This is a genomic window from Klebsiella sp. BIGb0132 (genome assembly GCF_024810075.1).
Lineage (GTDB): Bacteria > Pseudomonadota > Gammaproteobacteria > Enterobacterales > Enterobacteriaceae > Klebsiella > Klebsiella terrigena.
This window is the reverse complement of sequence record NZ_JANUDW010000003.1, coordinates 357140-380863: the sequence shown is the minus strand read 5'-3', so window position 1 is coordinate 380863 and position 23724 is coordinate 357140. Positions and strand designations below refer to the sequence as shown.

The following is a 23724-nucleotide window of genomic DNA, read 5'->3' as shown; positions in this document are numbered from 1 at the left end:
TCGCATCTGCGAGGCCTTTTTTTATCGGAGCAACTTTCTTACTGGCTACAGTCTTTGCCGGGAATAAACTTCACGTCCTTATCCGCCGTCAGCGTTTTCACCATTTCACCGCTGTCAGGGTTAGGCTCGAGGGTAAAGTGCCCTTCCACCACCAGCAGTACCGGACGCGTATCCGTTCCGCGCGCGGCGGCATAATCCCGCTCAAGCTGGGCATTATTGGCAACCGCAGTTCGTTTGCCGGTGGCGCAATCGGTAAAGGTCGCCGCATCCGCCATATAGAAATACATGCCGCGCATCGCCATCGGCGTGGTCGGCAGGCTGGCTTTCACCGACTCGAGGGTGTAGTTCAGCGTTGACTCAATCGGGTTGCCTTCGCGATCGAGCATCTCCAGCTTGTCGCCCTTCGCGCGATAGTAGGATTTCTCCCCTTTGCTATCGGTCAATACCAGCTTGTCCGCGGTGCGGGCCCAGGTACCGTACGACGCGAACGATGACGGCTCGCGGGTCACGCCCTGGTAGCGTTCATTCATCACCCAGCTGCCGTCTTTTTCGAGAAACAGCGAGGTTTCGATGCCTTCGCAATCGGCGCACGGCAGTATCCCGCGCCAGCTCTGCTGCATCGGCTTCAGCTCCGTCATCGCCGCCGGCTGCAGCGTCTCAACCTCTGCCCGATGATTGCAGCCAAACAGCGCAAAGAGCGAACAGGCTGCCGCTACTGAGAATATGATTTTCTTCACTGTAAATTCCTTATAATCCATGCCACCCGTTCGTCGCATCGCCTACTGACGAACTTTCCCACGCAGCGCTTTGACCGATGATTTTTGCGACTTAGAAGCAAGCCGACGCTCTTTTGATGCTCGGGTTGGTCGCGTTTCCCGGCGACTTTTTTGCGCTACGGTTAATTCTTGTATCAGCGCAATCAGGCGAGCAATCGCGGCTTCGCGATTCATCTCCTGGCTGCGGTATTCCTGAGCCTTAATGATAACCACACCGTCGGCAGAAATTAAGTGGTGACTGGCGGTGAGCAAACGCTCCTTGTAGTACTCGGGCAGGCTCGAAGCCTTAATATCAAAGCGCAGGTGGATCGCGGTTGACGCTTTATTCACGTGCTGACCGCCCGCGCCCTGCGCGCGGATCCCCGTCAGGGAGACTTCATCCTCCGCAATAGAGACGCTGCGGCTAAAGGTAATCATGCCGCCGGCTGCCAGGCCGTTAAATGAATTTCCAGATTATTCTTAGCGTCAGATAACCAGATGCTGCCGTCCTGAATGGTGGCCTGCAGGATCATCGTGCGATCGGCAAAGGCGCTGAGCTGCTCCAGCTGCGCATCATCCAGATACCAGACCGTCAGCTTGCTGAACTGCGCCATTTTACTCTTATTCTGCTGCCACCAAACCTCGGCCGCCCGGCTATTGTAGGCAAACAATGCCACTTCCTGCGAACGCGAGCAGGCTTTTTTAATCCGCTTGTCGTCCGGTAATCCGAGCTCAATCCATAGATCGACCCCCAGATGGTCGTTGAGCAGCCACAGCTCGGCCTCGTCATCCGAGGAGAGGCCACGGGTAAACTGCAGCCGCTCGTCGGCATACTTAATCCATGCCAGCAGGCGCAGCATCATGCGCTCCTGGGTTTCAGACGGATGCTGCGCCAGCGTCAGGCTGGCATCAATAAACCGGTTGCGATCCAGATCGGCTACATTTACCGTCGCTTTATAAATCGTCGCTTTCAGCGCCATGGAAAAACTCCTGAAAAAAATGGCGTACATTGTAGCGAAACTGGCGACAAAAGGCTGTCGACAATCGAGGGATCGCTTTTCATCCTGCTGATATTGCTTAAATGACTATGGTATAGTCACCTTGCTAAACAGAGTTTATCTTCGTAGGCTTAAACTTGCATCCCACGGTTGAGTCAGAATACTGACAGGAGGGCATGTGGACCAATATTGTGAGTTAATACGCAAGCGGTATGCGGAAATAGCCAGCGGAGACCTGGGGTATATCCCGAATGCGCTGGGTTGCGTGTTGAAAGTATTGAATGAAATTGCGGCGGATGAGGCCCTTTCGGAGTCAGTCAGGGAAAAGGCCGCCTATGCGGCAGCAAACTTACTGGTGAGCGATTATGTCAATGAATGATACTTATCAACCCATCAACTGCGATGATTATGACAATCTCGAACTGGCCTGCCAGCATCATCTGGTGCTGACGCTGGCGCTCAAAGATGGTGAGCAGCTGCAGGCGAAGGCAAACGATCTTATCTCGCGCAAAAATATCGAGTATCTGGTGGTGGAACTTGGCGACAACAGTCGCGAGCTACGCCTCGATACTATCGCCAGCTTCAGCCACCCGGAAATCGGTACCGTGGTGGTGAGTGAGTCCTGAATAAAAACGGGTGGCTTAGCCGCCCGTTTTCCTCCATACCAGCCGTACGCCCTCGCTATCCTGCGCTTCCCCTTCACGGGTAATAAACAGCAAATCCGCGGCAGCAATAAGCGTTTCGCCGTAAAACAGCAGCGGCGTGGTATCGCGGCGCCAGGGCGCGATACCCAGCTCCTGCCAGATTTTCTTCAGCTTGCGCCCGCCGTGACGACCGACGATATGCAGATTGCCGCCGGCGCGAAAGCGCACCGTCACCGCTTCGCCGGCGAGCGGAGCGCGCAGCGGTCCTCCGGCAAACAGCGACAGCTCGCCCATCCCCTCCGGCAGCCGCAGAGGCTGACGGCTATCGGGCCATGAGAGCACCGCCTCCGTCTGGCCGGGGAGATATTTCACCCACCACAGCCGCTGCCGGTAGCGGCGAACGGTAAAGTCACCGAGACGCAGGCAGGGAAACGCATCCTCCCGCGCCTGGGCAACCTCACGCCAGATCCGTTCCGGCATCTCGCGGGATGGCATCGGCGCGTTGTGCCATGCCAGCCAGCGGCGCAGCAGCGCAGCGCGACGCGCGGCGCTCACGGCGGCCAGAGGTTCAATCGCTAAGGTTCCGTCATCCGCCATCAGCGACGCCAGCTCTTCTGCCAGCATCTCGTCCAGCAGGCTCTCCTGTTCAGCGCAGAGGTCGGCGCTGCGGGCTACCGACTCGGCGAAGTGCGGCCAGCGGGCGCTAAGCCGAGGAATAATCTGCAAACGCAGAAAGTTGCGATCGTAGGCATCGTCCTGGTTGCTCTCATCCTCAATCCAGCTGAGCTGATGGCGCAGCGCCCACTGGTGTAGCGCTTCCCGGCGGGTATTGAGCAGTGGGCGCAGCAGCAGCGTGTCAGAAAAGGCGGAAGACGCGGCCATCGCCGACAGCCCGGTCGGGCCGCTGCCGCGCTTGAGCGCCAGCAGGAAGGTTTCACACTGATCGTCGAGATGCTGGGCCGTCACCAGCACCTCTCCCGGCTCGATCGCCGTGCGGAAGGCCCGGTAGCGCGCCTCCCGGGCATGCGCCTCGACTCCCAGACCGGTATCCGCCAGCACCACGCGCTCGACCACCAGCGGGACCTGCCACTGCTGGCACAGCTGCTGGCAGTGCGCGACCCAATCGTCGGCGTTGGCGCTCAGGCCATGATGAATATGGATAGCTCGCAGCCTTAACGTCGGATCCTGCGCACGCCAACAGACCAGCTGGTGGAGCAGAACCGTTGAATCGAGGCCGCCGCTGAAGGCCACCAAAAACTGGCGGTGCGGCTGAAGGTTTTGCGCAATATCTGGGGTCATCTTCATGATAGTGCTGGCTGAGGGGAGATAGCCCGGCACGTTACCGGCCGGGGCCATCTCTGGCAAGGACTACTGCTGATAAATTTCCAGCGGCAGGCCGTCAGGGTCGTTAAAGAAGGTAAAGCGCTTATCGGTGAAGGGATCGATACGTATCGCTTCACACTTCACGCCGTGGGCCTCGAGGTGGGCCACCGACGCGTCAATATCATCCACGCTGAAGGCCAGGTGACGCAGGCCGCAGGCCTCAGGGCGTGACGGGCGGGCCGGAGGAGAAGGAAAGGAGAAGAGCTCAATGACGTACTCCCCGTTCAGCGCCAGATCCCCCTTCCACGAGTCGCGCTCTTCGCGGTAGAACTCGCTCTGCAGCGTAAACCCGAGAATATCGCAGTAGAAGGCTTTGCTCTGCGCATAGCTGCTCGCAATAATCGCAATATGGTGAACCCGTTTTAGACCCAGCATGGTAAACATCCTCGTATTGATATCAGCCAGGTTACCCGCACCGCCCGCCGCGGCGCAAGCACCTAATCATTTTTTAAGACCCGTACCCGATAGACGCCATCCTCGTCGCGCTTCGCCCCGTGAATGTCGGTTTCAAAGCCCGGATAATGGCGGCCAATGGAGCACAGCATCAGCAGGAAATCGAGCACCGCGCGGCTCTCCTCGGTAATCATCTCCCCGGGCATCAGCAGCGGCACGCCCGGCGGATACGGCAGGATCATGTTAGCGGATATACGCCCGACCAGATTTTCCAGCTCAATGGTCTCCACCTCGCCTTTGATTTGCCTCTGCCAGGCCTGGTGCGGCGTCATCTTCATTTCCGGCAGGACGTCGAAGGCGCTCAGCATCAGCTGCGAAAGCTGGTGCTGACGGATCAAACGATGGATCCCCTGGGCCAGATCCTGAATGCGCATATTGCGGTAGAAATCCGGGTCTTCGGCGTAGAGATCCGGCAGCATATTCTTCACCCGCAGATTAAGATCGTAGCCGCGCTTAAACTCCGTCAGGCCGCGCAGCAGCCCCATCGCCCGGGTTTTGTCGATGCCGATGCTGAAAAGGAACAGCAGGTTATAGGGTCCGGTTTTTTCCACCACCACGCCGCGCTCATCGAGGAACTTCGCCACCAGCGCGGCCGGGATGCCTTCGTCATCCATATTGCCCTGCTCATCCATCCCCGGCGTCAGGATCGTCACCTTAACCGGATCGAGGAACATATGGTCGTCATCGGCATCCTGAAAACCGTGCCACTGCTCACCGGCAGCAACCGGCCAGCACCGGGTCTCGGCAATATCTTCCGGCTGCCAGATATCAAAGAACCAGCCGTCCGCCTCTTCGCGCAGGCGCTGTACCTCTTTGCGGAAATCCAGCGCCCGCTCTATCGAGCGCTGGATCAGGCGCTTGCCCGAGTTCCCGCGCAGCATTGCCGCGGCGGTTTCAATCGAGGCGACGATGGGATAGCTCGGCGAGGTAGAGGTATGCATCATAAAGGCTTCATTGAAGGTCTCTTCGTCATAGCTGCCTTTAATATGGATCAGCGAAGCCTGCGACAGCGCCGCCAGCATTTTGTGCGTCGACTGGGTTTCAAAGATAACTTTACCCGGCACGCGATCGCCGCTCATGCCGCTCTTCCCCTGATAAATCGGGTGGAAATGGGTATAGGGCACCCACGCGGAGTCAAAGTGGATAGAGGGGACGTCGAGCGTCTCTTTTATCCAGGTGGTGTTATACAGCAGGCCGTCGTAGGTGGAGTTGGTGATCACCGCATGTACCGGCCACTGCGCCCCGCCCGTCGTGCTCACCTTGTGCTGAATGCTGTCGCGGGTAAACTCCCGCTTCGGGATGCCGCCGAGGATCCCCAGCGCATTGCGCGTCGGCTTCAGCCACAGCGGGACGACGTCGCTCATCATCAGCAGATGCGCCAGCGACTTGTGGCAGTTACGATCGATAAGCAGCGTGCTCCCCGCCGGGGCAGAGTACATGCCGACAATTTTGTTCGACGTTGAGGTGCCGTTAGTCACCATATAGCTCTGCTCTGCACCGAAAGCGCGAGCGATATACTCTTCCGCCTCCAGATGCGGGCCGGAGTGATCGAGCAGCGATCCCAGCTCCGTCACGGAAATGGAGACGTCGGCCTTGAGCGTATTGCCGCCAAAGAAATCATAAAACAGGCAGCCTACCGGGCTTTTCTGGTAGGCGCTGCCGCCCATATGTCCCGGCGTACAGAAGGTATATTTACCCTCCTGGACGTAGTTGAACAGCGCTTTGGTAAACGGCGGCGTGATGTTATCCAGATACTCGCGGGTGTACTGGCCGATGCGGGTGGCAATCTCCTGCGCCAGGCCGAGAGCATACTCGAAGAACCACAGCGTCATGCGCAGGTCCTGGCCGCTGACGTCCATCGTCGAATGCGCGTTGATAAACGCATACAGCGGCAGATATTCGTTGAGCTGATTAATATCGCTGCACAGCTCGACGTTATACTCATCCCAGTCAAAAATGACGCCGCAGATCCGCGGATTATGTTCGATAAACTGCAGCAGGTCGGCGCTATTTTGCGGCCAGATGGTCTGAAAGCCTTGCTGTTGCAGGGCGGCTTCCAGTTCTTTAATCGGTTCGTCTTTATGATAGACGCCGTGGGGACCCATGATGGCAATGATGTTCACGCATTCCTCCTGGAATTGACCTAAGGCAGGCATCATAGCAACCGCGCCTGGGTATCGCACATAAAAAAGGGCCGGAAAATCCGGCCCTTTTTACGGCATAACGCAAGGAAGAATCAGGCGTAGCCGTAGTTCATCAGACGCTGATAGCGACGGTTTAACAGCTCTTCTTCGCTCAGGATATCGAGGTCCGCCAGATCGGCCAGCAGCTGCGCTTTCAGGCTTGCAGCGATGGCTTCCGGATTGCGATGCGCGCCGCCCAGCGGCTCCGGAATAATGGAGTCGATAAGCTTCAGCTCTTTCAGACGCGGGGCCACGATCCCCATGGCTTCAGCCGCCAGCGGGGCTTTGTCCGCGCTTTTCCACAGAATGGACGCGCAGCCTTCCGGTGAAATAACGGAATAGGTGCTGTACTGCAGCATATTCACTTTGTCACCGACGCCAATCGCCAGCGCGCCGCCGGAGCCGCCTTCGCCGATAACGGTACAGATGACCGGTACGCTCAGGCGCGACATTTCACGCAGGTTACGGGCAATCGCTTCAGACTGGCCGCGCTCTTCCGCGCCAACGCCCGGGTAGGCACCTGGGGTGTCGATAAAGGTGATGATCGGCATTTTAAAGCGCTCGGCCATCTCCATCAGACGCAGCGCCTTACGGTAGCCTTCCGGTGCCGGCATGCCAAAGTTGCGACGAATTTTTTCTTTCGTCTCGCGCCCTTTCTGGTGGCCGATAATCATCACCGGACGCCCGTCCAGACGCGCAATACCGCCGACGATAGCTTTATCATCAGCGTAGGCACGGTCGCCGGCCAGTTCGTCAAACTCGTCGAACGCCAGGCGGACATAATCCAGGGTGTATGGGCGACGTGGATGGCGTGCCAGCTGAGCAACCTGCCATGCGCCGAGATCGGCGAAGATTTTACGCGTCAGCTCTACGCTTTTTTCACGCAGACGATGCACTTCTTCATCGATGTTAATATCGAGTTTCTCATCCTGACGGCTTACTGCAGTCAGGGAATCGATTTTCGCTTCCAGCTCTGCAATCGGCTGTTCAAAATCAAGGAAATTCAGACTCATAGTATTCCTGTATTAGTCAAACTCCAGTTCCACCTGCTCCGAGCCGATAAGGCCACGCAGATCGTTGAGTAAACGATCGCTCGGAGAGACGCGCCATGTTGCGCCGAAGCGCAGCCGCGCGCGCGCATCCGCCCTCTGATAATAGAGGTGCACTGGAATAGTTCCCGAACGGTGGGGTTCCAGAGACTGACGGAGTCGGTTTAAAAGCTGGTCATCAATTTGCCTGTCCGTCAGCGAGATAGCAAGCCCGCGAGCATATTTTTCCCGGGCTTCGTCAATGTCCATCACTTCACGGGCGGTCATTTTAAGCCCCCCGCTGAAGTCATCAAAGCTGACCTGTCCGCTGACGATAAGTATGCGGTCTTTTTCCAGCAATTGCTGATATTTATCCAGAGCGTCGGTGAATAACATCACCTCCAGACGCCCGGAACGGTCATCCAGAGTACAGATGCCGATACGATTGCCGCGCTTGGTGACCATTACCCGCGCAGCAATAACGAGCCCCGCCGCCGTGGTAACTTTACCACGATCGGTCGGATGCATGTCTTTGAGCCTGACGCCGCCTACGTAGCGCTCGATCTCTTTCAAATACTGGTTGATCGGGTGACCGGTCAGATACAGCCCCAGGGTCTCCCTTTCGCCATCGAGCACCACCTGCTCCGGCCACGGCTGGCAGTTAGCGTAGGATTGCTCGATTTGTTCCGGCTCTTCCGCCAGCACGCCGAACATGTCGGCCTGGCCAATGGCCTCGGCTTTTGCGTGCTGATCGGCGGCCTTCAGGGCGTCGCCAAGCGAATTCATCAGCGCTGCGCGATGCGGCCCGAGGCGGTCAAACGCCCCGGACATAATCAGTTTTTCCAGCACCCGCCGGTTGAGCTTTTTGGTGTCGGTGCGGGCGCAAAGGTCGAAGAGCTCGCGGAAATAGCCGCCTTCGTTACGCGCTTCGATAATCGCTTCGATTGGACCTTCGCCGACGCCTTTAATTGCTCCAATGCCGTAGACGATTTCACCCTCGTCATTAACGTGGAAATGGTACAGGCCGGAGTTAATGTCAGGCGGCAGGATTTTTAGTCCCATCCGCCAGCACTCATCCACCAGCCCAACCACCTTCTCGGTGTTGTCCATATCCGCCGTCATTACCGCGGCCATAAACTCTGCCGGATAGTGCGCCTTCAGCCACAGCGTCTGGTAGGAGACCAGCGCATAGGCCGCGGAGTGCGATTTGTTAAATCCGTAACCGGCGAATTTCTCCACCAGGTCGAAGATTTTCATCGCCAGCTCGCCATCAACGCCGTTTTTCTTTGCCCCTTCCTCGAAGGTGCCGCGCTGCTTGGCCATCTCCTCCGGCTTTTTCTTACCCATCGCACGACGCAGCATATCCGCGCCGCCGAGCGTATAGCCGGAAAGCTCCTGCGCGATCTGCATGACCTGTTCCTGGTACAGGATAATGCCGTAGGTCGGCTCCAGCACCGGCTTCAGACACTCATGCTGCCACTGCACGTCCGGATAGGAGATCTCCTCCCGGCCGTGCTTACGGTCGATAAAGTTATCCACCATCCCTGATTGCAGCGGACCGGGACGGAACAGCGCCACGAGGGCGATCATATCTTCGAAGCAGTCCGGCTGCAGACGTTTGATCAGGTCTTTCATGCCGCGCGATTCAAGCTGGAAAACCGCGGTGGTTTCCGAGCGCTGCAGCATATCAAAACTTTTCTTATCTTCCAGCGGAATGGCGGCGATATCCAGCGGCTCTTCGCCGTTCTTCGCCCGCCGCTTGTTGATCATCTCCAGCGCCCAGTTGATGATCGTCAGCGTACGCAGGCCGAGGAAGTCAAACTTGACCAGCCCCGCATATTCCACGTCGTTCTTATCAAACTGGGTGACCGGATGCAGCCCGGCCTCATCGCAGTACAGCGGGGCAAAATCGGTGATTTTGGTTGGGGCGATAACCACCCCGCCCGCGTGCTTACCGGCGTTACGCGTGACGCCTTCCAGCTTGCGCGCCATATCGATCAGCGCCTTGACCTCTTCGTCAGCTTCGTAGATTTCCGGCAGCTGCGGTTCGGCTTCAAAGGCTTTCGCCAGGGTCATCCCCGGATCCGGCGGCACCAGTTTTGAGATGCGATCGACGAAGCCATACGGATGGCCCAGCACGCGGCCAACGTCGCGGATAACCGCTTTTGCCGCCATCGTACCAAAGGTAATAATCTGCGATACCGCATCGCGGCCGTACATGTCCGCAACGTGTTCGATAACCTGATCGCGCTTCTCCATGCAGAAGTCGACGTCAAAGTCGGGCATCGACACGCGCTCCGGGTTCAGGAAGCGTTCGAACAGCAGATCGAACTCCAGCGGATCGAGATCGGTAATTTTCAGCGCGTAGGCCACCAGCGAGCCGGCGCCGGAGCCTCGTCCAGGACCAACGGGCACGCCGTTATCCTTCGACCACTGGATAAATTCCATCACGATCAGGAAGTAGCCGGGGAAGCCCATCTGGTTGATAACCTGCAGCTCGATCTCCAGACGTTCATCATATTCCAGGCGCTTCTCTTTGCGCACGGCTTCGTCGGGGAACAAGAATTCCAGGCGCTCTTCCAGACCCTCTTTCGATTTCAATACCAGGAAATCTTCAGTCGTCATCTCGCCGGTCGGGAACTGCGGCAAGAAGTATTCGCCAAGGCGCACGGTGACGTTACAGCGTTTGGCAATTTCTACGCTATTTTCCAGCGCCTCGGGGAGATCGGAGAACAGCTCGCACATCTCATCTTCGCTGCGCATATACTGCTGCGGCGAATAGTTACGCGGGCGCTTCGGATCGTCGAGGGTGAAACCGTCATGGATCGCCACGCGGATTTCATGCGCGTCGAAGTCGCCGGTCTCGAGGAAGCGCACGTCGTTCGTCGCCACCACCGGCAGCCCACGCTCCTCCGCCAGCTGGACGGCGGCGTGCAGATAGGTCTCTTCGTCCGCCCGACCGGTGCGGATCAGCTCCAGATAGTAGCGATTGGGGAAGTGCTCTTCGTAGAAGTCGACGCACTGTTCAACCAGCGCCGCGTTGCCGCGCGTCATGCACACGCCGACGTCGCCTTTGCGCGCGCCGGAGAGCAGAATCAGCCCTTCCTGATGCTCAACCAGCCAGTCTCTGTCGATCCACGGCCCGAGAGCGCCGTAACCGCGCTGATAGGCGCGTGAAATCAGCAGGGTGAGGTTTTGGTAGCCGGCGTTATCGGCCGCCAGGACGGTAATTTCGGTCAGCTCATCGCCCAGCAGATCGCACTGGACGTGAAAATCCGCGCCGACGATCGGCTTGATCCCGGCTCCGTGTCCCGCTCCGTAGAACTTCACCAGCCCGCACAGGTTGGTAAAATCGGTGATCGCCAGCGCCGGCATGCCTAACGCGGCCGCCTTTTTCACCAGCGGCCCGGTTTTCGCCAGCCCATCGATCATGGAATAGTCGCTGTGCACCCTGAGGTGTACGAAACGTGGTTCAGCCATCTTCAGATTCCGCGTTACTTGATTGCGTATTGATTCAGGACGCGAGGCCCAGCGCGCGTTTTACCGGGCCGAAACTGCGCCGATGATGCTCTGTTGCGCCATGCTCTATCAGCTTTTCCAGATGGAAAGCGGTGGGATAGCCTTTATGCTGCGCAAAGCCGTATTGAGGAAACTCCAGATCCAGCGTCACCATCTCCGCATCGCGCGTGACTTTAGCCAGAATAGACGCCGCGCTGATTTCCGCCACCCGGCTATCGCCTTTAACAACCGCCAGCGACGGGGCCGGCAGCGGCGGACAGCGGTTACCGTCAATTAGCACGAACTCCGGCGCTATGTGTAAGCCGGCGACGGCACGCTGCATGGCCAGCATCGTTGCGTGCAGGATATTCAGCTCGTCAATCTCGTGCGGCTCCGCGCGGCCAAGGCTCCATGACAGGGCCTTCTCTTTGATCTCATCGAACAGCGCCAGGCGACGCTTTTCGCTTAATTTTTTGGAGTCATTCAGGCCAATAATCGGCTTTGCCGGATCGAGGATCACCGCTGCGGTGACGACCGCCCCCACCAGCGGCCCGCGTCCAACTTCATCAACGCCGGCAACAAGGTGGGTATGCGGATAGACAAACTCAATCATTTTACTAACTCCAGTACCGCGTCCGCCGCCTGCTCATCAGCATTGCAGCGGATTTGTTGATGCAGCGCGCGGAAGGTGTCGTGCATTTCATGGCTGGTTTTGCCGTCGGCCAGCAGCGGCCGCAGCGCATCGGCGAGCAGCTGCGGCTGACACTCATCCTGCAGCAGCTCTTTAACCAGCTCGCGCCCGGCCAGCAGGTTGGGTAGCGAAACGTAATCGGTTTTCACCAGCCGCTTCGCCAGCCAGAAGGTAAACGGCTTCATGCGGTAGCCAACGACCATCGGACATTTGGCCAGCATGCACTCCAGCGCCGCCGTCCCGGAGGCGAGCAGCGCGGCATCGCTGGCGATCATCGCATCACGCGCCTGACCATCCAGCAGGTGAACCGGGAGATCCGGCGCCGTTTCGGCTTTGATACGTTCAAACTGTTCGCGCCTTTTGGCGTTCACCAGCGGGACTAATACTTCCAGGCCGGGATAGTGGCCGCGCAAAATCTGCGCTGTTTTGAGGAAGTCCGCGCTGAGCATTTCAACTTCTGCCCCGCGGCTCCCCGGCAGCAGCGCCAGGCAGTGCGCGTCACGGGCGATGCCCAGGCGGTCGCGCGCGGCGCCTTTATCCGGATCCAGCGGCATCGCATCCGCCATGGTGTGGCCGATGAAGCGGCAGGGAACGTTAAATTTGTCGTAAAACGCTTTTTCGAAAGGCAGAAATGCCAGTACCAGATCGGTCGATCTGCCAATTTTGAAAACGCGTTTTTGTCGCCATGCCCAAACGGACGGGCTGACGTAATGGATAGTCCTGATGCCCTGCTTTTTCAGGTTACCTTCGAGGGTGATATTGAAGTCCGGCGCGTCGATGCCAACAAAAACGTCGGGACGCAGCTCGCTGAAGCGACGGGTGAGATCGGCGCGAATGTGCAGCAGGCGACGTAAGCGACCGAGCACTTCAACAATGCCCATCACCGCCAGCTCTTCCATTTCATACCAGGCTTCGCAGCCCTCGGCCTGCATTAGCGGCCCCGCCACGCCGACAAAGCGCGCATCGGGAATGCGCGCCTTGAGCGCGCGGATCAGACCGGCACCAAGAATATCGCCGGAGGTTTCTCCGGCGACCAGGGCAATAGTCAGGGGACGCTGTGCAGCCATTAACGAATCAGGCCGCGGGTAGAGCGGGCAAAGAAGTCGTAAAATGGCTGAACTTCAGCATGCTGAGCCGCCAGTTCGGCGATTTCCGGCTTGGCTTCGTCCAGCGTTTTGCCGCTGCGGTACAGCAGCTTATACGCGTTACGAATTGCGGTGATCGCTTCACGGCTGAAGCCGCGGCGTTTCAGGCCTTCGATGTTGACGCCAAACGGCGTCGCGTGGTTGCCCTGGGCAATAACGAACGGCGGAACGTCCTGCGCAACGCCGGAGCAGCCGCCAACCATCACGTGGGCACCGATGATGCAGAACTGATGCACCGCGGTCATGCCGCCGATGATAACGTAATCATCCAGCGAGACGTGCCCGGCAAGGGTCGCGTTATTGGCCAGAATGCAGCGATCGCCAACCGTACAATCATGCGCCACGTGGGCGTTGATCATCAGCAGGTTATCGCTGCCCACCTTCGTTAATCCACCGCCCTGTACTGTACCGCGATGAATGGTGACGCTTTCGCGGATGCGGTTGCGATCGCCAATTTCCACGCGCGTCGGTTCGCCAGCATATTTCAGATCCTGGTTAACTTCGCCGATGGAAGCGAACTGATAGATCTCATTATCGCGGCCAATCGTGGTATGACCGTTAACGACAACATGAGACTTCAGTACGGTACCTTCGCCAATCACGACGTTAGCACCAACAATACAAAACGGGCCAATGTGAGCGTTAGCACCGATAACGGCGCCTTCTTCTACAATGGCTGAAGGATGAATAAAGGCGGTTTTATCAATCACGTATCAGGCCTCCCGGCTACGCGCACACATCATCGTTGCTTCGCAAACCACTTTCCCGTCAACCGTCGCGACGCCTTTAAAACGCGTCAGGCCGCGGCGAGTTTTCTCAAAAGTGACTTCCATAATCATCTGATCGCCTGGTACTACCGGACGTTTGAAACGCGCTTCATCAATCCCGGCAAAATAGTACAGTTCGCCCGGCTCGAGCTTACCCACGCTTTTGAATGCCAGAATGCCGGTGGCCTGGGCCATAGCTTCCAGAATCAGTACGCCTGGTAAAATCGGTTTACCAGGGAAATGCCCCTGGAAAAACGGCTCGTTAACAGAAACATTTTTTACTGCGCGCAGAAAACGACCTTCTTCAAAATCCAGCACGCGGTCTACCAGCAGGAACGGGTAACGGTGAGGCAGAAGTTCCAGAATCTCTTCAATGTGCAGAGTATGAGTGTCAGTAGTCAAAATACTCTTCCTGTCTAAATATACTAAAAGGCAATAATAACACGGCCTGCGGCAATCTTATGAATGCAACAGGCCGAAAATTTTCACGCTTCACCTTCCAGGCAGCCGCTTTATCGGCTACGTGGAATGATTTCGCGTTTGGCTGGGTGCGCTAATCTTGTTGATTAACCTTGCGCTCAACTGCTTTGAGTCGCTTGCTCATATCATCAATATTCATCACCAGCGCGGCTGTTTTACGCCAAACCTTATTCGGTTGCAGCGGGATACCCGAAGAGTAAACGCCAGGTTCGGTGATAGGACGCATAACCATCCCCATCCCCGTGACGGTCACTTTGTCACAGATTTCCATATGGCCGTTGATCACGCTGGCACCGCCAATCATGCAGTAGCGGCCGATTTTCAGGCTGCCTGCCATGATAACGCCGCCAGCAACGGCGGTATTGTCGCCAATCACGACGTTGTGCGCAATCTGGCACTGGTTGTCGATAATGACGCCATTACCGATCGAGGTGTCATCCAGCGCACCGCGGTCAATGGTGGTACAGGCGCCGATCTCCACGCGATCGCCAATAATGACGCGACCCAGCTGCGGGATCTTCACCCAGTTACCGCGATCGTTGGCGTAACCAAAACCGTCTGCACCGATCACGGTGCCGGACTGGATCAGGCAATTTTCGCCGATCTCAATCTCGTGATAAACGGTGACGTTGGCCCATAAACGCGAGCCGGCGCCAATTTTTGTCTTTTTACCAACGAAGCATCCGGCGCCGATAACCACATTATCGCCGAGCTCTACGTCGGATTCGATAACGGCATTAGGGCCGATAGCTACGTTCTTACCCAGCTTAGCCGTGGCATCGATGACCGCGCTGGGCGCGACATTCTGCGCCGGCTGCGGCGTGGTATCAAGTATTTGAGCCATGCGCGCGTAGGTCAGGTAGGGATTACGCACTACCAGCGCAGCGCCGTGGGCAAAAGGTAAATCATCCTGCGTCATAACAACGGCAGAAGCCTGGCAATCGGCCAGGCGATCACGGTATTTAGGATTTACCATGAACGTAATATGGCCCGCTTTTGCGGCCTGCATGGATGCAACGCCGGTGATGACGATATCGCCATCACCGTGTAATTCTGCATCCAACTGCTGCGCAAGATCAGCCAGTCGAATTGAAGGCATTACTTAGTTAACCTGTTTCAGCACATCAGCGGTGATGTCTTTTACATCGCTGCTGTTGTATGCAACGGCATTAGAATCTACAACCAGATCGATGCTCTGGCTGTTCGCGACGCTTTTCACAGCGGTCTGGATACGGGTAACCAGCTTGCCACGTTCTTCGTTAGAACGACGTGAACGATCCTGCTCAAAAGACTGTGCCTTCTGAGAGAAAGTCTGGCGCTGAGCCATTACGTCTTTTTCCAGCTTGGTACGATCGGCGCCCGGCTTCATGGACTGCAGACGCTGCATTTTAGACTGCAGGTCACCTTCCATACGCTGCAGCTCGCTCGCGCGGCCTTTGAACTCGTTTTCCAGCGTATTAGAAACGCCTGTTTTCTGGGCAACCTGTTGGAACAGGCTGTTCATGTTTACCATTGCAATTTTATCTGCCGCCTGTGCGGAAGTTACCATTGCTAAACCCAGACCTGCAGCTAATAACCACTTTTTCACAATTAACTCCTTACCATCCCATGAGTACCCAGGGGTACCGTTATTTGCGTGGCCAGGCGACAACCGAAGTTATCGCCTAAAGTCAGCGCGATACTGCACTTACATTCCTTTGTTGCCCACAGTTACCAGGTTTTACCAATGTTAAACTGGAACTGCTCGGCTTTGTCTCCCTCGTACTTTTTAAACGGTTGGGCGTAGGAGAATACCAACGGCCCCAACGGCGACATCCACTGTACCGCAATACCTGCGGACATACGGATATTGCTCGGATCGCCATAATCCGGATAGCCACCGTACGCGCTCGAATCCCAGTGCGTATCCCACACGGTACCCATATCCCAGAAGAAGGAAGTACGGACCGAGTTAGCATACTTATCGCTGATAAACGGCGTCGGAGCAATCAGCTCCAGGCTGGCAACTGCCATGGCGTTACCGCCGACCGCATCATCAGACTTACAAGGTGCAGATTCGGTGCTCTTACAGTTGCTGTCATAGTTGTCATCGCCATCGTGACGACTATTGGCCGGGAAATAAACCGCTTTCGGACCAATGGTGTTCGACTGGAACCCGCGCACGGTGCTTGAACCACCGGCGTAGAAGTTCTCGTAGAACGGCATCTCTTTGCCGCCAAGGCCGTCACCGTAACCGAAGCGGGTACGTCCCAGCACAACCCATTTGTGATCGTTATCGATCGGCACGTAGGTCGCGGTATCCAGCGTGGCTTTGTAGTATTCGTTGTCTGAACCCGGAATGGTCACTTTACCATTCAGGTTAACGCGTGAACCTTCCGTCGGGAAGAAGCCGCGGTCCAGCTTGTTATACGTCCAGCCGTAGTTAAAGGTGAAGTCGTTGGCGCTGAATGAGTTTTTATCGTCCGTGTTGCTCGGATATTGACCCATTGAGTTCAGGTAGCGCCACATCGACACCTGCGGCTGCATGTTAGACAGGGAGTTATGGACATAACCCACGCCCGCACGCAGCGTATTGTATTCGTTAACCGGGAAGCCCAGCGTAACGTCCGTACCGTAGCTCTTGTTGGTATAGTCGGACAGGTCCGCATCGTTCGCATCGAAGTCGTTATAGAACACACGACCACCGAGGCTGACGCCATCAACGGTGAAGTACGGGTTAGTCACCGACAGTTCAGTATAGGTCTGGTAATCGTTTTTGGTGCCGTTAATTCCAACGGAATAGCCGGTACCCAACCAGTTGTCCTGCTGAACGCCCGCCTGGAAGCTTACGCCGCTTTCAGTACCGTAGCCGATACCAAAGTTGAAGCTACCGGTGTTACGCTCCTTGACCTTATAGACCACGTCGACCTGATCCGGACTGCCCGGCACGCGCTGCGTATCGGTATCAACGGTTTCGAAATAGCCCAAACGGTTCAGACGATCTTTACCCTGGTCAACCAGGTCGCTGCCCAGCCACGCCCCTTCCATCTGGCGCATTTCGCGACGCAGAACGGAATCTTTCGAGGTGTCGTTGCCTTCAAAGCGAATTTTACGCACGTAGTAGCGGTTCCCCGCATCGACGTTGACGTGCAGCTTCACGGTCTTGTCGGCGTCGTTGATTTCCGGCTGCGACTGCACGCGCGGATAGGCGTAACCGTAGCGACCGAGGAGTTTCTTAATATCATTCTCCATTTTGGTCACTTTGGCGCCGTTATACAGCTCGCCCGGCTCGACTTTGGTCAGCGCTTCGATTTCCGCCGAATGCCCGGCCAGATCGCCCGTCACCTGCACACCAGAAAGCTTGTACTGATCGCCTTCGGTAATGTTCACGGTGATGTAGATGCCTTTTTTATCCGGCGTCAGGCTCACCTGGGTGGAGTCGATGTTGAAACGTGCGTAGCCGCGATCCAGGTAGTAGCTGCGCAGAGTTTCGAGATCCCCTGCCAGTTTTTGCTTCTGGTATTTGCGATCGCCAACCACGTTCCACCACGGCACTTCGTCGCGCAGCTGGAAGGTAGAGATCAGTTCGTCGGTGCTGAATGCGTGGTTACCGACGATATTGATTTGCTGGATTTTCGCCGAGACGCCTTCCTGGAACACCAGCTTCAGGTCGACGCGGTTACGCGGCAGCGGCGTGACGACAGCTTTTACGCTGGCGCTGTACTTACCGACGCTATAGTAGAAATCTTCCAGCCCTTTTTCGATATCAGCGAGCGTAGTACGGTCAAGGGACTCCCCAACGCGCACGCCGGATGCCTCAAGGTTTTGCTTGAGCATGTCATCCTTCACCGACTTGTTACCGGAGAAAGTGATGCTGGCAATCGTTGGGCGCTCTTTCACCTGCACCAGCAGGGTATCACCATCGCGCAGGACGCGAACGTCCTCGAAGTTGCCGGTGGCAAACAGAGCACGAATGGTGTTACTGATATCATCATCGGTCACCGTATCGCCAGGACGCACTGGCATACTGAGGAGGGCCGCACCAACAGCGACACGCTGCAAGCCTTCGAAATGAATGTCCTTCACCACGAACCCTTCAGCACCGTATACGGTTGCGCTGCTAAACAGCAGCGACGCTATGAGCAACTTTTTCATCGCCATCGTTATTATGCGTTCTTCCTAACAAACTCTCTTACAACCGAGAGAAATCATTGAAAAGTGCAAGCCCCATTAACAACACCAGCAGTATTGAGCCAATGCGATAACTAAAGTCTTGAACTCGCTCGGATACCGGCCCGCCTTTTAGCTTTTCAATCGCTAAAAACAGCAGGTGCCCCCCGTCGAGGACGGGAAGCGGGAACAGGTTGATTATTCCGAGGTTCACGCTTATCAGCGCAAGGAACATCAGATAGTAAATCAACCCAAACTCCGCTGACATTCCAGCCCCCTGGGCGATAGAGATCGGCCCGCTGAGGTTGTTCAGTTTGACATCACCGGTTATCAATTTACCCAGCATCCTGACCGTTAACGACATCAGTTGCCAGGTTTTATCCGTGGCTTCAGCGATGGCGGCAAACGGCCCGTACTGACGAACTGTCTTATATTCATCGGGCAGCGGGATGACCTTAGGCACAACCCCTGCAAATCCCTCAGCCTGACCTTTACTACCGGACTTCGAATCTGGTGTCAGCGTCACTGACAGAGGACTCCCCTGCCGTTCGATGTCCAGAACCAGCGCTTTACCGGGATTATCACGCACCAGATTAACAAACGTCATCCACTGCGTTAACGGTTGACCATCGACTTTAACGATCCTGTCGCCCGCTTGCAAACCCGCCTTCTGCGCTGCCGAATTCGATTGTACTTCTGCCAGAGCCGTATCAACCTGCGCGCTCCGGGGCTGAATGCCCAGCGATGTCACCGGATCCTGTTTGTCCGGCTCGAACGCCCAATGGCGTAAATCGAGGATTTTATCCTGGCGTTGGCTGGTCCCGAAAGGGGCGACCGAAACTATTGTTTGCTGGTCTCCGATCTTCGTTACCAGCGCCATACGCACAGCATCCCAATCAGGCGTTTCGATGCCATCTATCGCTTTAAGTTCCGTTCCTTTTGCAATTTGTGCGTGTGCGGCAATCGAATCGGGCACTATTTCGCCAACAACCGGACGAACGCCAGGGACGCCGATGATAAACACCAGCCAGTAGGCAAAGATGGCAAAAATGAAGTTCGCGATCGGTCCGGCGGCGATTATCGCTGCGCGCTGACCGACGGTTTTATTATTGAAAGCGTAGTGGCGCATCTCTGGCGCCACCGGCTCGACGCGCTCGTCGAGCATCTTGACGTAACCCCCGAGTGGGATAAGGGCGATAACGAATTCCGTCCCCTGCTTGTCAGAGCGCCGCCATAGCGCTTTGCCAAAGCCGATGGAGAAGCGTTCAACGCGAACGCCACAGCGACGAGCCACCCAGAAATGGCCAAACTCATGCACGGTGATCAATACGCCCAGCGCAATGATAAAGGCGGCCAAATTCCAGAGAACGCTTAGCATAAAACCTTCCGTCAAATCGTCCTGAAGACCAACAATAGCAGACACGCGAATACCGGTACCGCCGCCGTCAGGCTATCGATACGATCCAGAATTCCGCCGTGTCCGGGAATCAGATGCCCGCTATCCTTGATGCCGGCCTCTCGCTTAAACATACTTTCCGTCAGGTCGCCGAGCACCGAAGCCAGCGCCGCAACGATAGAGCAAATGAGCAGTACCGCCGGCGTAACATCGAGATTCGCCCACTGGCCGTACGCCCAGGAAATAACCGCTGCGGTAACCAGCCCGCCAAAAAAACCCTGCCAGGTTTTGCCCGGTGAAACCTTCGGCGCCAGCTTGTGCTTACCGAACATTTTGCCAAACATATAGGCACCGGAGTCCGCGCCCCAAACCAGAATCATCACGTACAGTAGCCACAGCGCGCCGCTGTAGTGGTTATCCGCGTAGTGCCAGGCGCGCAGCGTCAGCATGCCCCAGAAGAACGGAACAATGGTCAGAATGCCAAAAACCAGGCGCAGCGTTTTAGAGTTCCGCCAGAAGGCAGCGGAAGCCGGGTAGGAAAGGACCAGCAGCAGGGCCGCAATCCACCAGCCCAGTGATGCCCATAGCGACCCCTCAACCACCGGTTGATGGACGTCATAGTGATACTCAGGCATCAGGAAAAGCATCAGCGCCAGCAGCAGGCCGCAGAGCAGCGCCAGCCAGACGCGTTGGGTCGTTGAGGTGAAGCCGCTTAGCTGCCCCCACTCCCACGCGGCGAGCATACAAACGACCAGCGTGACGATGGCGAAACCCGCAGGCGGCAACAGGAAAAGCGCCGCAATCACCACGGGGATCAAAACAAAAGCCGATATCAGGCGATACTTCAGCAAAAGTGACCCCCATCAGGCATTGCTGCCACCCGGCTCAGTGCCGCCGAAACGACGCTCTCGATTAACAAAGGCATGGAGTGCACCTTCAAAGTCCTGTTCAGCAAAATCGGGCCAAAGAACATCGGTAAAGTAAAGTTCGGCATAGGCAATTTGCCAAATCAAAAAATTACTGATTCGATGCTCTCCCCCGGTCCTAATAACTAAATCTACAGGTGCCAGTTCATGCATACAGACCTGCTGACTCAGCATGTCTTCCGTGATCTGTTCGGGCTGAAGTAACCCGTTTTTTACCTGTTCGGCCAGATTGCGGACGCCCTGAATGATATCCCAGCGCCCACCGTAGTTCGCCGCAATATTCAGCGTTAAGCCCGTATTGTTCTCAGTGAGCGCTTCCGCTTTGCGGATCCGCTCCTGCAGGCGAGCATTAAAACGCGTGGTTTCGCCGATGATCCGCAGGCGAACGTTATGCCGGTGCAGGCTTTTGACTTCGCTATCCAGCGCCCAGACGAACAGCTCCATCAGCGCGCTGACTTCCTGCGCCGGACGGTTCCAGTTCTCACTGCTGAATGCGTATAACGTCAACGCTTCAATACCATTGTTCGCCGCGAAGGAAACTGCGCGACGGACTGACTTCGCTCCGGCCTTATGGCCGAATGCGCGAATTTTCCCTTGCTGTTTCGCCCAACGTCCGTTGCCATCCATAATGATGGCGACATGACGGCAGCCATGTACAGGTGATATTTCGCTGACAGTTTGATTAGCAGACAACATAACGCGTTTTAAGTCCATAATAAGGATTAGCCACGCCGCTAAACGCAAGCAACCGGTCAGCGCTATATACGCATTTTTATCCAGTGCCGAGGCTGCGGCTAATCGCAGAGAACAACCAAGAGCTTTACGCAAAAAAGCCGTGTCATGCCACGGCCACCGCAATCTTAGACAACGATCGGGTGGCGCAGACTATATCACCGAAGCCCAGCGCCCACAAATATCACAACGTATTGCGTCGGTCAGCCCCGCGCCGCCAGATGTTTCAACTGCTGGTGAGCAGCGGCTCTCGCCTGAGCATCGATAATCAGAACTTCTTCAATGCTTTGCGGCTCATCCAGCGCCAGCTGCTCCAACACCGCCAGGTTAACCGCCGCAATATCGGTGAAGCGAATCTCCGTAGCGAGGAACGCGGCTACCGAAATTTCATTGGCAGCATTCAGCGCCGTCGTCGCCGCCTGACCGACATCAAATGCCTCCATCGCCAGCTTCAGGCACGGATAGCGTCCGTAATCCGGCGCGGCAAAGCTCAGATTGCTCAGACGGCAGAAATCCAGCGCTTCAGCCCCGGAGTTCAGGCGCTGCGGCCATCCCATAGTGTGGGCGATCGGCGTACGCATATCCGGCTCACCGAGCTGTGCGAGAACGCTGCCATCGCGATAGCGCACCATTGAATGGATAACGGACTGCGGGTGAATCAGCACTTCCATCTGCTGCGCCGAGGCGTTGAACAGCCAGCGGGCTTCGATATACTCCAGCCCCTTATTCATCATCGTGGCGGAATCGACAGAAATTTTGCGTCCCATTGACCAGTTCGGGTGGCGACAGGCCTGATCGGGCGTCATTGCCGCCAGCTCAGAGAGCGCTGTATCCCGGAAAGGACCACCGGAACCGGTCAGCAGAATCGACGAGACGCCGTTCTGCGTTAAGTCAGCGTATCCCAGATTGTGTTGAATTGTTTCCGGCATACTCTGAAAAATAGCGTTATGTTCGCTATCGACGGGTAACAGGCGCGCGCCGGACTGCTGCACGGCGTCCATAAACAGACGACCGCAGGTCACCAGCGCCTCTTTGTTGGCCAGCAGCACCGTTTTTCCGGCCCGAATGGCCGCGAGCGTAGGAACCAGCCCTGCGGCACCGACAATCGCCGCCATGACCTGGTCAACGTCATCCAGCGCGGCGACTTCCGCAGCGGCGTGCTGGCCGCTCAGGACCTCGGTACGGCTGCCGCGTTCGCGCAGCGCGATACGCAGAGATTCGGCGCTTTTCGCATCATCCATGACCGCGTAGCGGGGGGTGAATTCCAGACATTGTTCAACCATACGGTCGACATTTTTCCCCGCGACCAGCGCGGCGACGGAAAAGCGATCGGGGTTATGGCGCACGACATCCAACGTGCTGCAGCCAATTGAACCGGTCGAACCGAGAACGGTTAAGTGCTTCATGAGGCGTCCAGAAGAAGTAAGACAGGATAAAAAAGAAAAACGCCGCCAGCAAGCCCTCGCGCATCAGCAATCAGGAGGCGGGCAGGCGGTGTATCGCCTTCAACAAGAGTGTCAAAGGCTACAGGGCCGACCTTTTCAACGCAATCCCTGGAGCTGAGCGTTCGGTCTTCTGTACGGCGTTTCAGACTGTACGCCCGTCCCGTTCATCAAACGGCAATGAGGACGGGCATAACGGCAGGAAATCAGAACTGCATCAGTTCCGCTTCTTTATCTGCCAGCGCCGCATCCACTTTCTTAATGGCGGCGTCAGTCATTTTCTGCACGTCGTCCTGAGAACGGCGATCGTCATCTTCGCTGATCTCTTTGTCTTTCAGCAGCGCTTTCACTTTATCGTTAGCGTCGCGACGAACGTTACGTACCGACACGCGAGCCTGCTCGGCTTCTGCGCGTACGATCTTGGTCAGATCTTTACGACGCTCTTCGGTCAGCGGAGGCAGCGGAACGCGGATATCGCTGCCCGCAGAGCTTGGGTTCAGACCGAGGTCAGAAGCCATGATCGCTTTTTCAACGGCCGGGCTCAGGGAGCGGTCGAACACGTTGATTTTCAGAGTACGGGAGTCTTCTACCGTTACGCTTGCCAGCTGACGCAGCGGCGTTGGCGTACCGTAATACTGCACGACGATGCCGTCCAGCAGGCTGGGAGAAGCACGACCCGTGCGTATTTTGCTGATTTGGTTTTTGAACGCTTCAACGCATTTTTCCATGCGCACTTCAGCATCTTTTCTGATGTCGTTAATCACGTTACTAATCCTTGGAAACTTGTCTCAGGCAGACTAAACGCCGCACAGCTGCTATCAGGTGAGCTAAGTATAGTCCCGTTTAATTCATGACGACGCCCTGGGCGCGTCTGAGTAAAAAGCCGCTACTAAGGTAGAGCGGAATCTTACCTGCATTTCTACACAAAATCATTCACGTTGTATCGAGGCAACGGCGGAGCGAACTCCCCCAGCAGCTTACTGAAATCAGCGGCTGAGGTGAGCAAAGACGGCCAACGCAGAGACGGTCTGAACGATGAAGCGTATTACGGAAA

Annotated in this window: 22 protein-coding genes; 2 read left to right on the top strand and 20 right to left on the bottom strand. The window is 56.5% G+C overall.

Annotated elements, in window-relative coordinates; genetic code table 11:
- Positions 1-38: 38 nt before the first annotated feature.
- From nlpE to M2416_RS13300, 3 genes are read right to left on the bottom strand one after another with little or no spacing between them, the layout of a single operon-like run.
- A complete protein-coding gene (gene nlpE, locus M2416_RS13310; RefSeq protein WP_132513250.1) occupies positions 39-737 on the bottom strand; it encodes an envelope stress response activation lipoprotein NlpE in 699 nt (232 codons plus the stop codon).
- A 42-nt stretch (positions 738-779) separates the two neighbouring features.
- A complete protein-coding gene (gene arfB / locus M2416_RS13305) occupies positions 780-1193 on the bottom strand; it encodes an alternative ribosome rescue aminoacyl-tRNA hydrolase ArfB (RefSeq protein ID WP_041144148.1) in 414 nt (137 codons plus the stop codon).
- On the bottom strand, positions 1190-1735 hold the full coding sequence (locus M2416_RS13300; protein WP_076946337.1) for a YaeQ family protein: 546 nt from the start codon (positions 1733-1735) through the stop codon (positions 1190-1192). Before M2416_RS13300 ends, arfB begins: the two co-directional genes overlap by 4 nt.
- Positions 1736-1931: 196 nt before the next feature.
- Between M2416_RS13300 and M2416_RS13295 the strand changes: the two genes are divergently transcribed.
- Together M2416_RS13295 and rof are read left to right on the top strand one after the other, a co-directional pair.
- Positions 1932-2132 (top strand): YaeP family protein, encoded by a 201-nt coding sequence (locus M2416_RS13295; RefSeq protein WP_041144146.1) that lies wholly within the window; start codon positions 1932-1934, stop codon positions 2130-2132.
- Positions 2119-2379, top strand: coding sequence for a Rho-binding antiterminator (gene rof, locus M2416_RS13290; protein WP_041144145.1), 261 nt, complete (start codon positions 2119-2121; stop codon positions 2377-2379). The genes M2416_RS13295 and rof overlap by 14 nt, the downstream gene beginning before the upstream one ends.
- A 15-nt stretch (positions 2380-2394) precedes the next feature.
- Here the strand turns inward: rof and tilS are convergent, their stop codons facing one another.
- From tilS to frr, 17 genes are all read right to left on the bottom strand, one after another.
- Complete coding sequence (gene tilS / locus M2416_RS13285; protein WP_374761791.1) at positions 2395-3696, bottom strand: tRNA lysidine(34) synthetase TilS; 1302 nt, start codon at positions 3694-3696, stop codon at positions 2395-2397.
- A 69-nt stretch (positions 3697-3765) separates the two neighbouring features.
- On the bottom strand, positions 3766-4155 hold the full coding sequence (locus M2416_RS13280) for a VOC family protein (RefSeq protein WP_041144144.1): 390 nt from the start codon (positions 4153-4155) through the stop codon (positions 3766-3768).
- A 62-nt stretch (positions 4156-4217) separates the two neighbouring features.
- The gene (locus tag M2416_RS13275) at positions 4218-6356 is read right to left on the bottom strand and encodes a lysine decarboxylase LdcC (RefSeq protein ID WP_259224517.1); all 2139 of its coding nucleotides are present in this window, start codon (positions 6354-6356) and stop codon (positions 4218-4220) included.
- 113 nt (positions 6357-6469) lie between these two features.
- Positions 6470-7429 carry an acetyl-CoA carboxylase carboxyl transferase subunit alpha gene (gene accA / locus M2416_RS13270; RefSeq protein ID WP_041144142.1) on the bottom strand — a complete coding sequence of 320 codons (960 nt, stop codon included), beginning with the start codon at positions 7427-7429 and terminating at the stop codon, positions 6470-6472.
- A gap of 12 nt (positions 7430-7441) precedes the next feature.
- On the bottom strand, positions 7442-10924 hold the full coding sequence (gene dnaE, locus M2416_RS13265) for a DNA polymerase III subunit alpha (protein ID WP_076946339.1): 3483 nt from the start codon (positions 10922-10924) through the stop codon (positions 7442-7444).
- Positions 10925-10958: 34 nt separating this feature from the next.
- Positions 10959-11555 carry a ribonuclease HII gene (rnhB, locus tag M2416_RS13260; protein WP_041144140.1) on the bottom strand — a complete coding sequence of 199 codons (597 nt, stop codon included), beginning with the start codon at positions 11553-11555 and terminating at the stop codon, positions 10959-10961.
- Positions 11552-12700 (bottom strand): lipid-A-disaccharide synthase, encoded by a 1149-nt coding sequence (gene lpxB, locus M2416_RS13255; RefSeq protein ID WP_259224509.1) that lies wholly within the window; start codon positions 12698-12700, stop codon positions 11552-11554. Before lpxB ends, rnhB begins: the two co-directional genes overlap by 4 nt.
- Positions 12700-13488, bottom strand: a complete 789-nt coding sequence (gene lpxA / locus M2416_RS13250; protein ID WP_041144138.1) for an acyl-ACP--UDP-N-acetylglucosamine O-acyltransferase — start codon at positions 13486-13488, stop codon at positions 12700-12702. The genes lpxB and lpxA overlap by 1 nt, the downstream gene beginning before the upstream one ends.
- Positions 13489-13491: 3 nt before the next feature.
- A complete protein-coding gene (gene fabZ, locus M2416_RS13245) occupies positions 13492-13947 on the bottom strand; it encodes a 3-hydroxyacyl-ACP dehydratase FabZ (RefSeq protein WP_004098761.1) in 456 nt (151 codons plus the stop codon).
- A gap of 151 nt (positions 13948-14098) precedes the next feature.
- Entirely contained in the window at positions 14099-15124 is a 1026-nt protein-coding gene (lpxD, locus tag M2416_RS13240; RefSeq protein WP_041144137.1) for a UDP-3-O-(3-hydroxymyristoyl)glucosamine N-acyltransferase, read from the bottom strand.
- A 3-nt stretch (positions 15125-15127) separates the two neighbouring features.
- The gene (gene skp, locus M2416_RS13235) at positions 15128-15613 is read right to left on the bottom strand and encodes a molecular chaperone Skp (RefSeq protein ID WP_041144136.1); all 486 of its coding nucleotides are present in this window, start codon (positions 15611-15613) and stop codon (positions 15128-15130) included.
- Positions 15614-15735: 122 nt separating this feature from the next.
- Positions 15736-18165, bottom strand: coding sequence for an outer membrane protein assembly factor BamA (gene bamA / locus M2416_RS13230; protein WP_041144135.1), 2430 nt, complete (start codon positions 18163-18165; stop codon positions 15736-15738).
- Between the two features lie 31 nt (positions 18166-18196).
- Positions 18197-19552 carry a sigma E protease regulator RseP gene (rseP, locus tag M2416_RS13225; protein WP_041144134.1) on the bottom strand — a complete coding sequence of 452 codons (1356 nt, stop codon included), beginning with the start codon at positions 19550-19552 and terminating at the stop codon, positions 18197-18199.
- Positions 19553-19563: 11 nt separating this feature from the next.
- Positions 19564-20421, bottom strand: coding sequence for a phosphatidate cytidylyltransferase (gene cdsA / locus M2416_RS13220; protein ID WP_041144133.1), 858 nt, complete (start codon positions 20419-20421; stop codon positions 19564-19566).
- Between the two features lie 12 nt (positions 20422-20433).
- Positions 20434-21192, bottom strand: a complete 759-nt coding sequence (gene ispU, locus M2416_RS13215; RefSeq protein ID WP_041147522.1) for a (2E,6E)-farnesyl-diphosphate-specific ditrans,polycis-undecaprenyl-diphosphate synthase — start codon at positions 21190-21192, stop codon at positions 20434-20436.
- Between the two features lie 239 nt (positions 21193-21431).
- Positions 21432-22634 (bottom strand): 1-deoxy-D-xylulose-5-phosphate reductoisomerase, encoded by a 1203-nt coding sequence (gene ispC, locus M2416_RS13210; RefSeq protein ID WP_076946342.1) that lies wholly within the window; start codon positions 22632-22634, stop codon positions 21432-21434.
- A 242-nt stretch (positions 22635-22876) separates the two neighbouring features.
- Positions 22877-23434, bottom strand: coding sequence for a ribosome recycling factor (gene frr / locus M2416_RS13205; RefSeq protein ID WP_041144131.1), 558 nt, complete (start codon positions 23432-23434; stop codon positions 22877-22879).
- Positions 23435-23724: the final 290 nt, after the last annotated feature.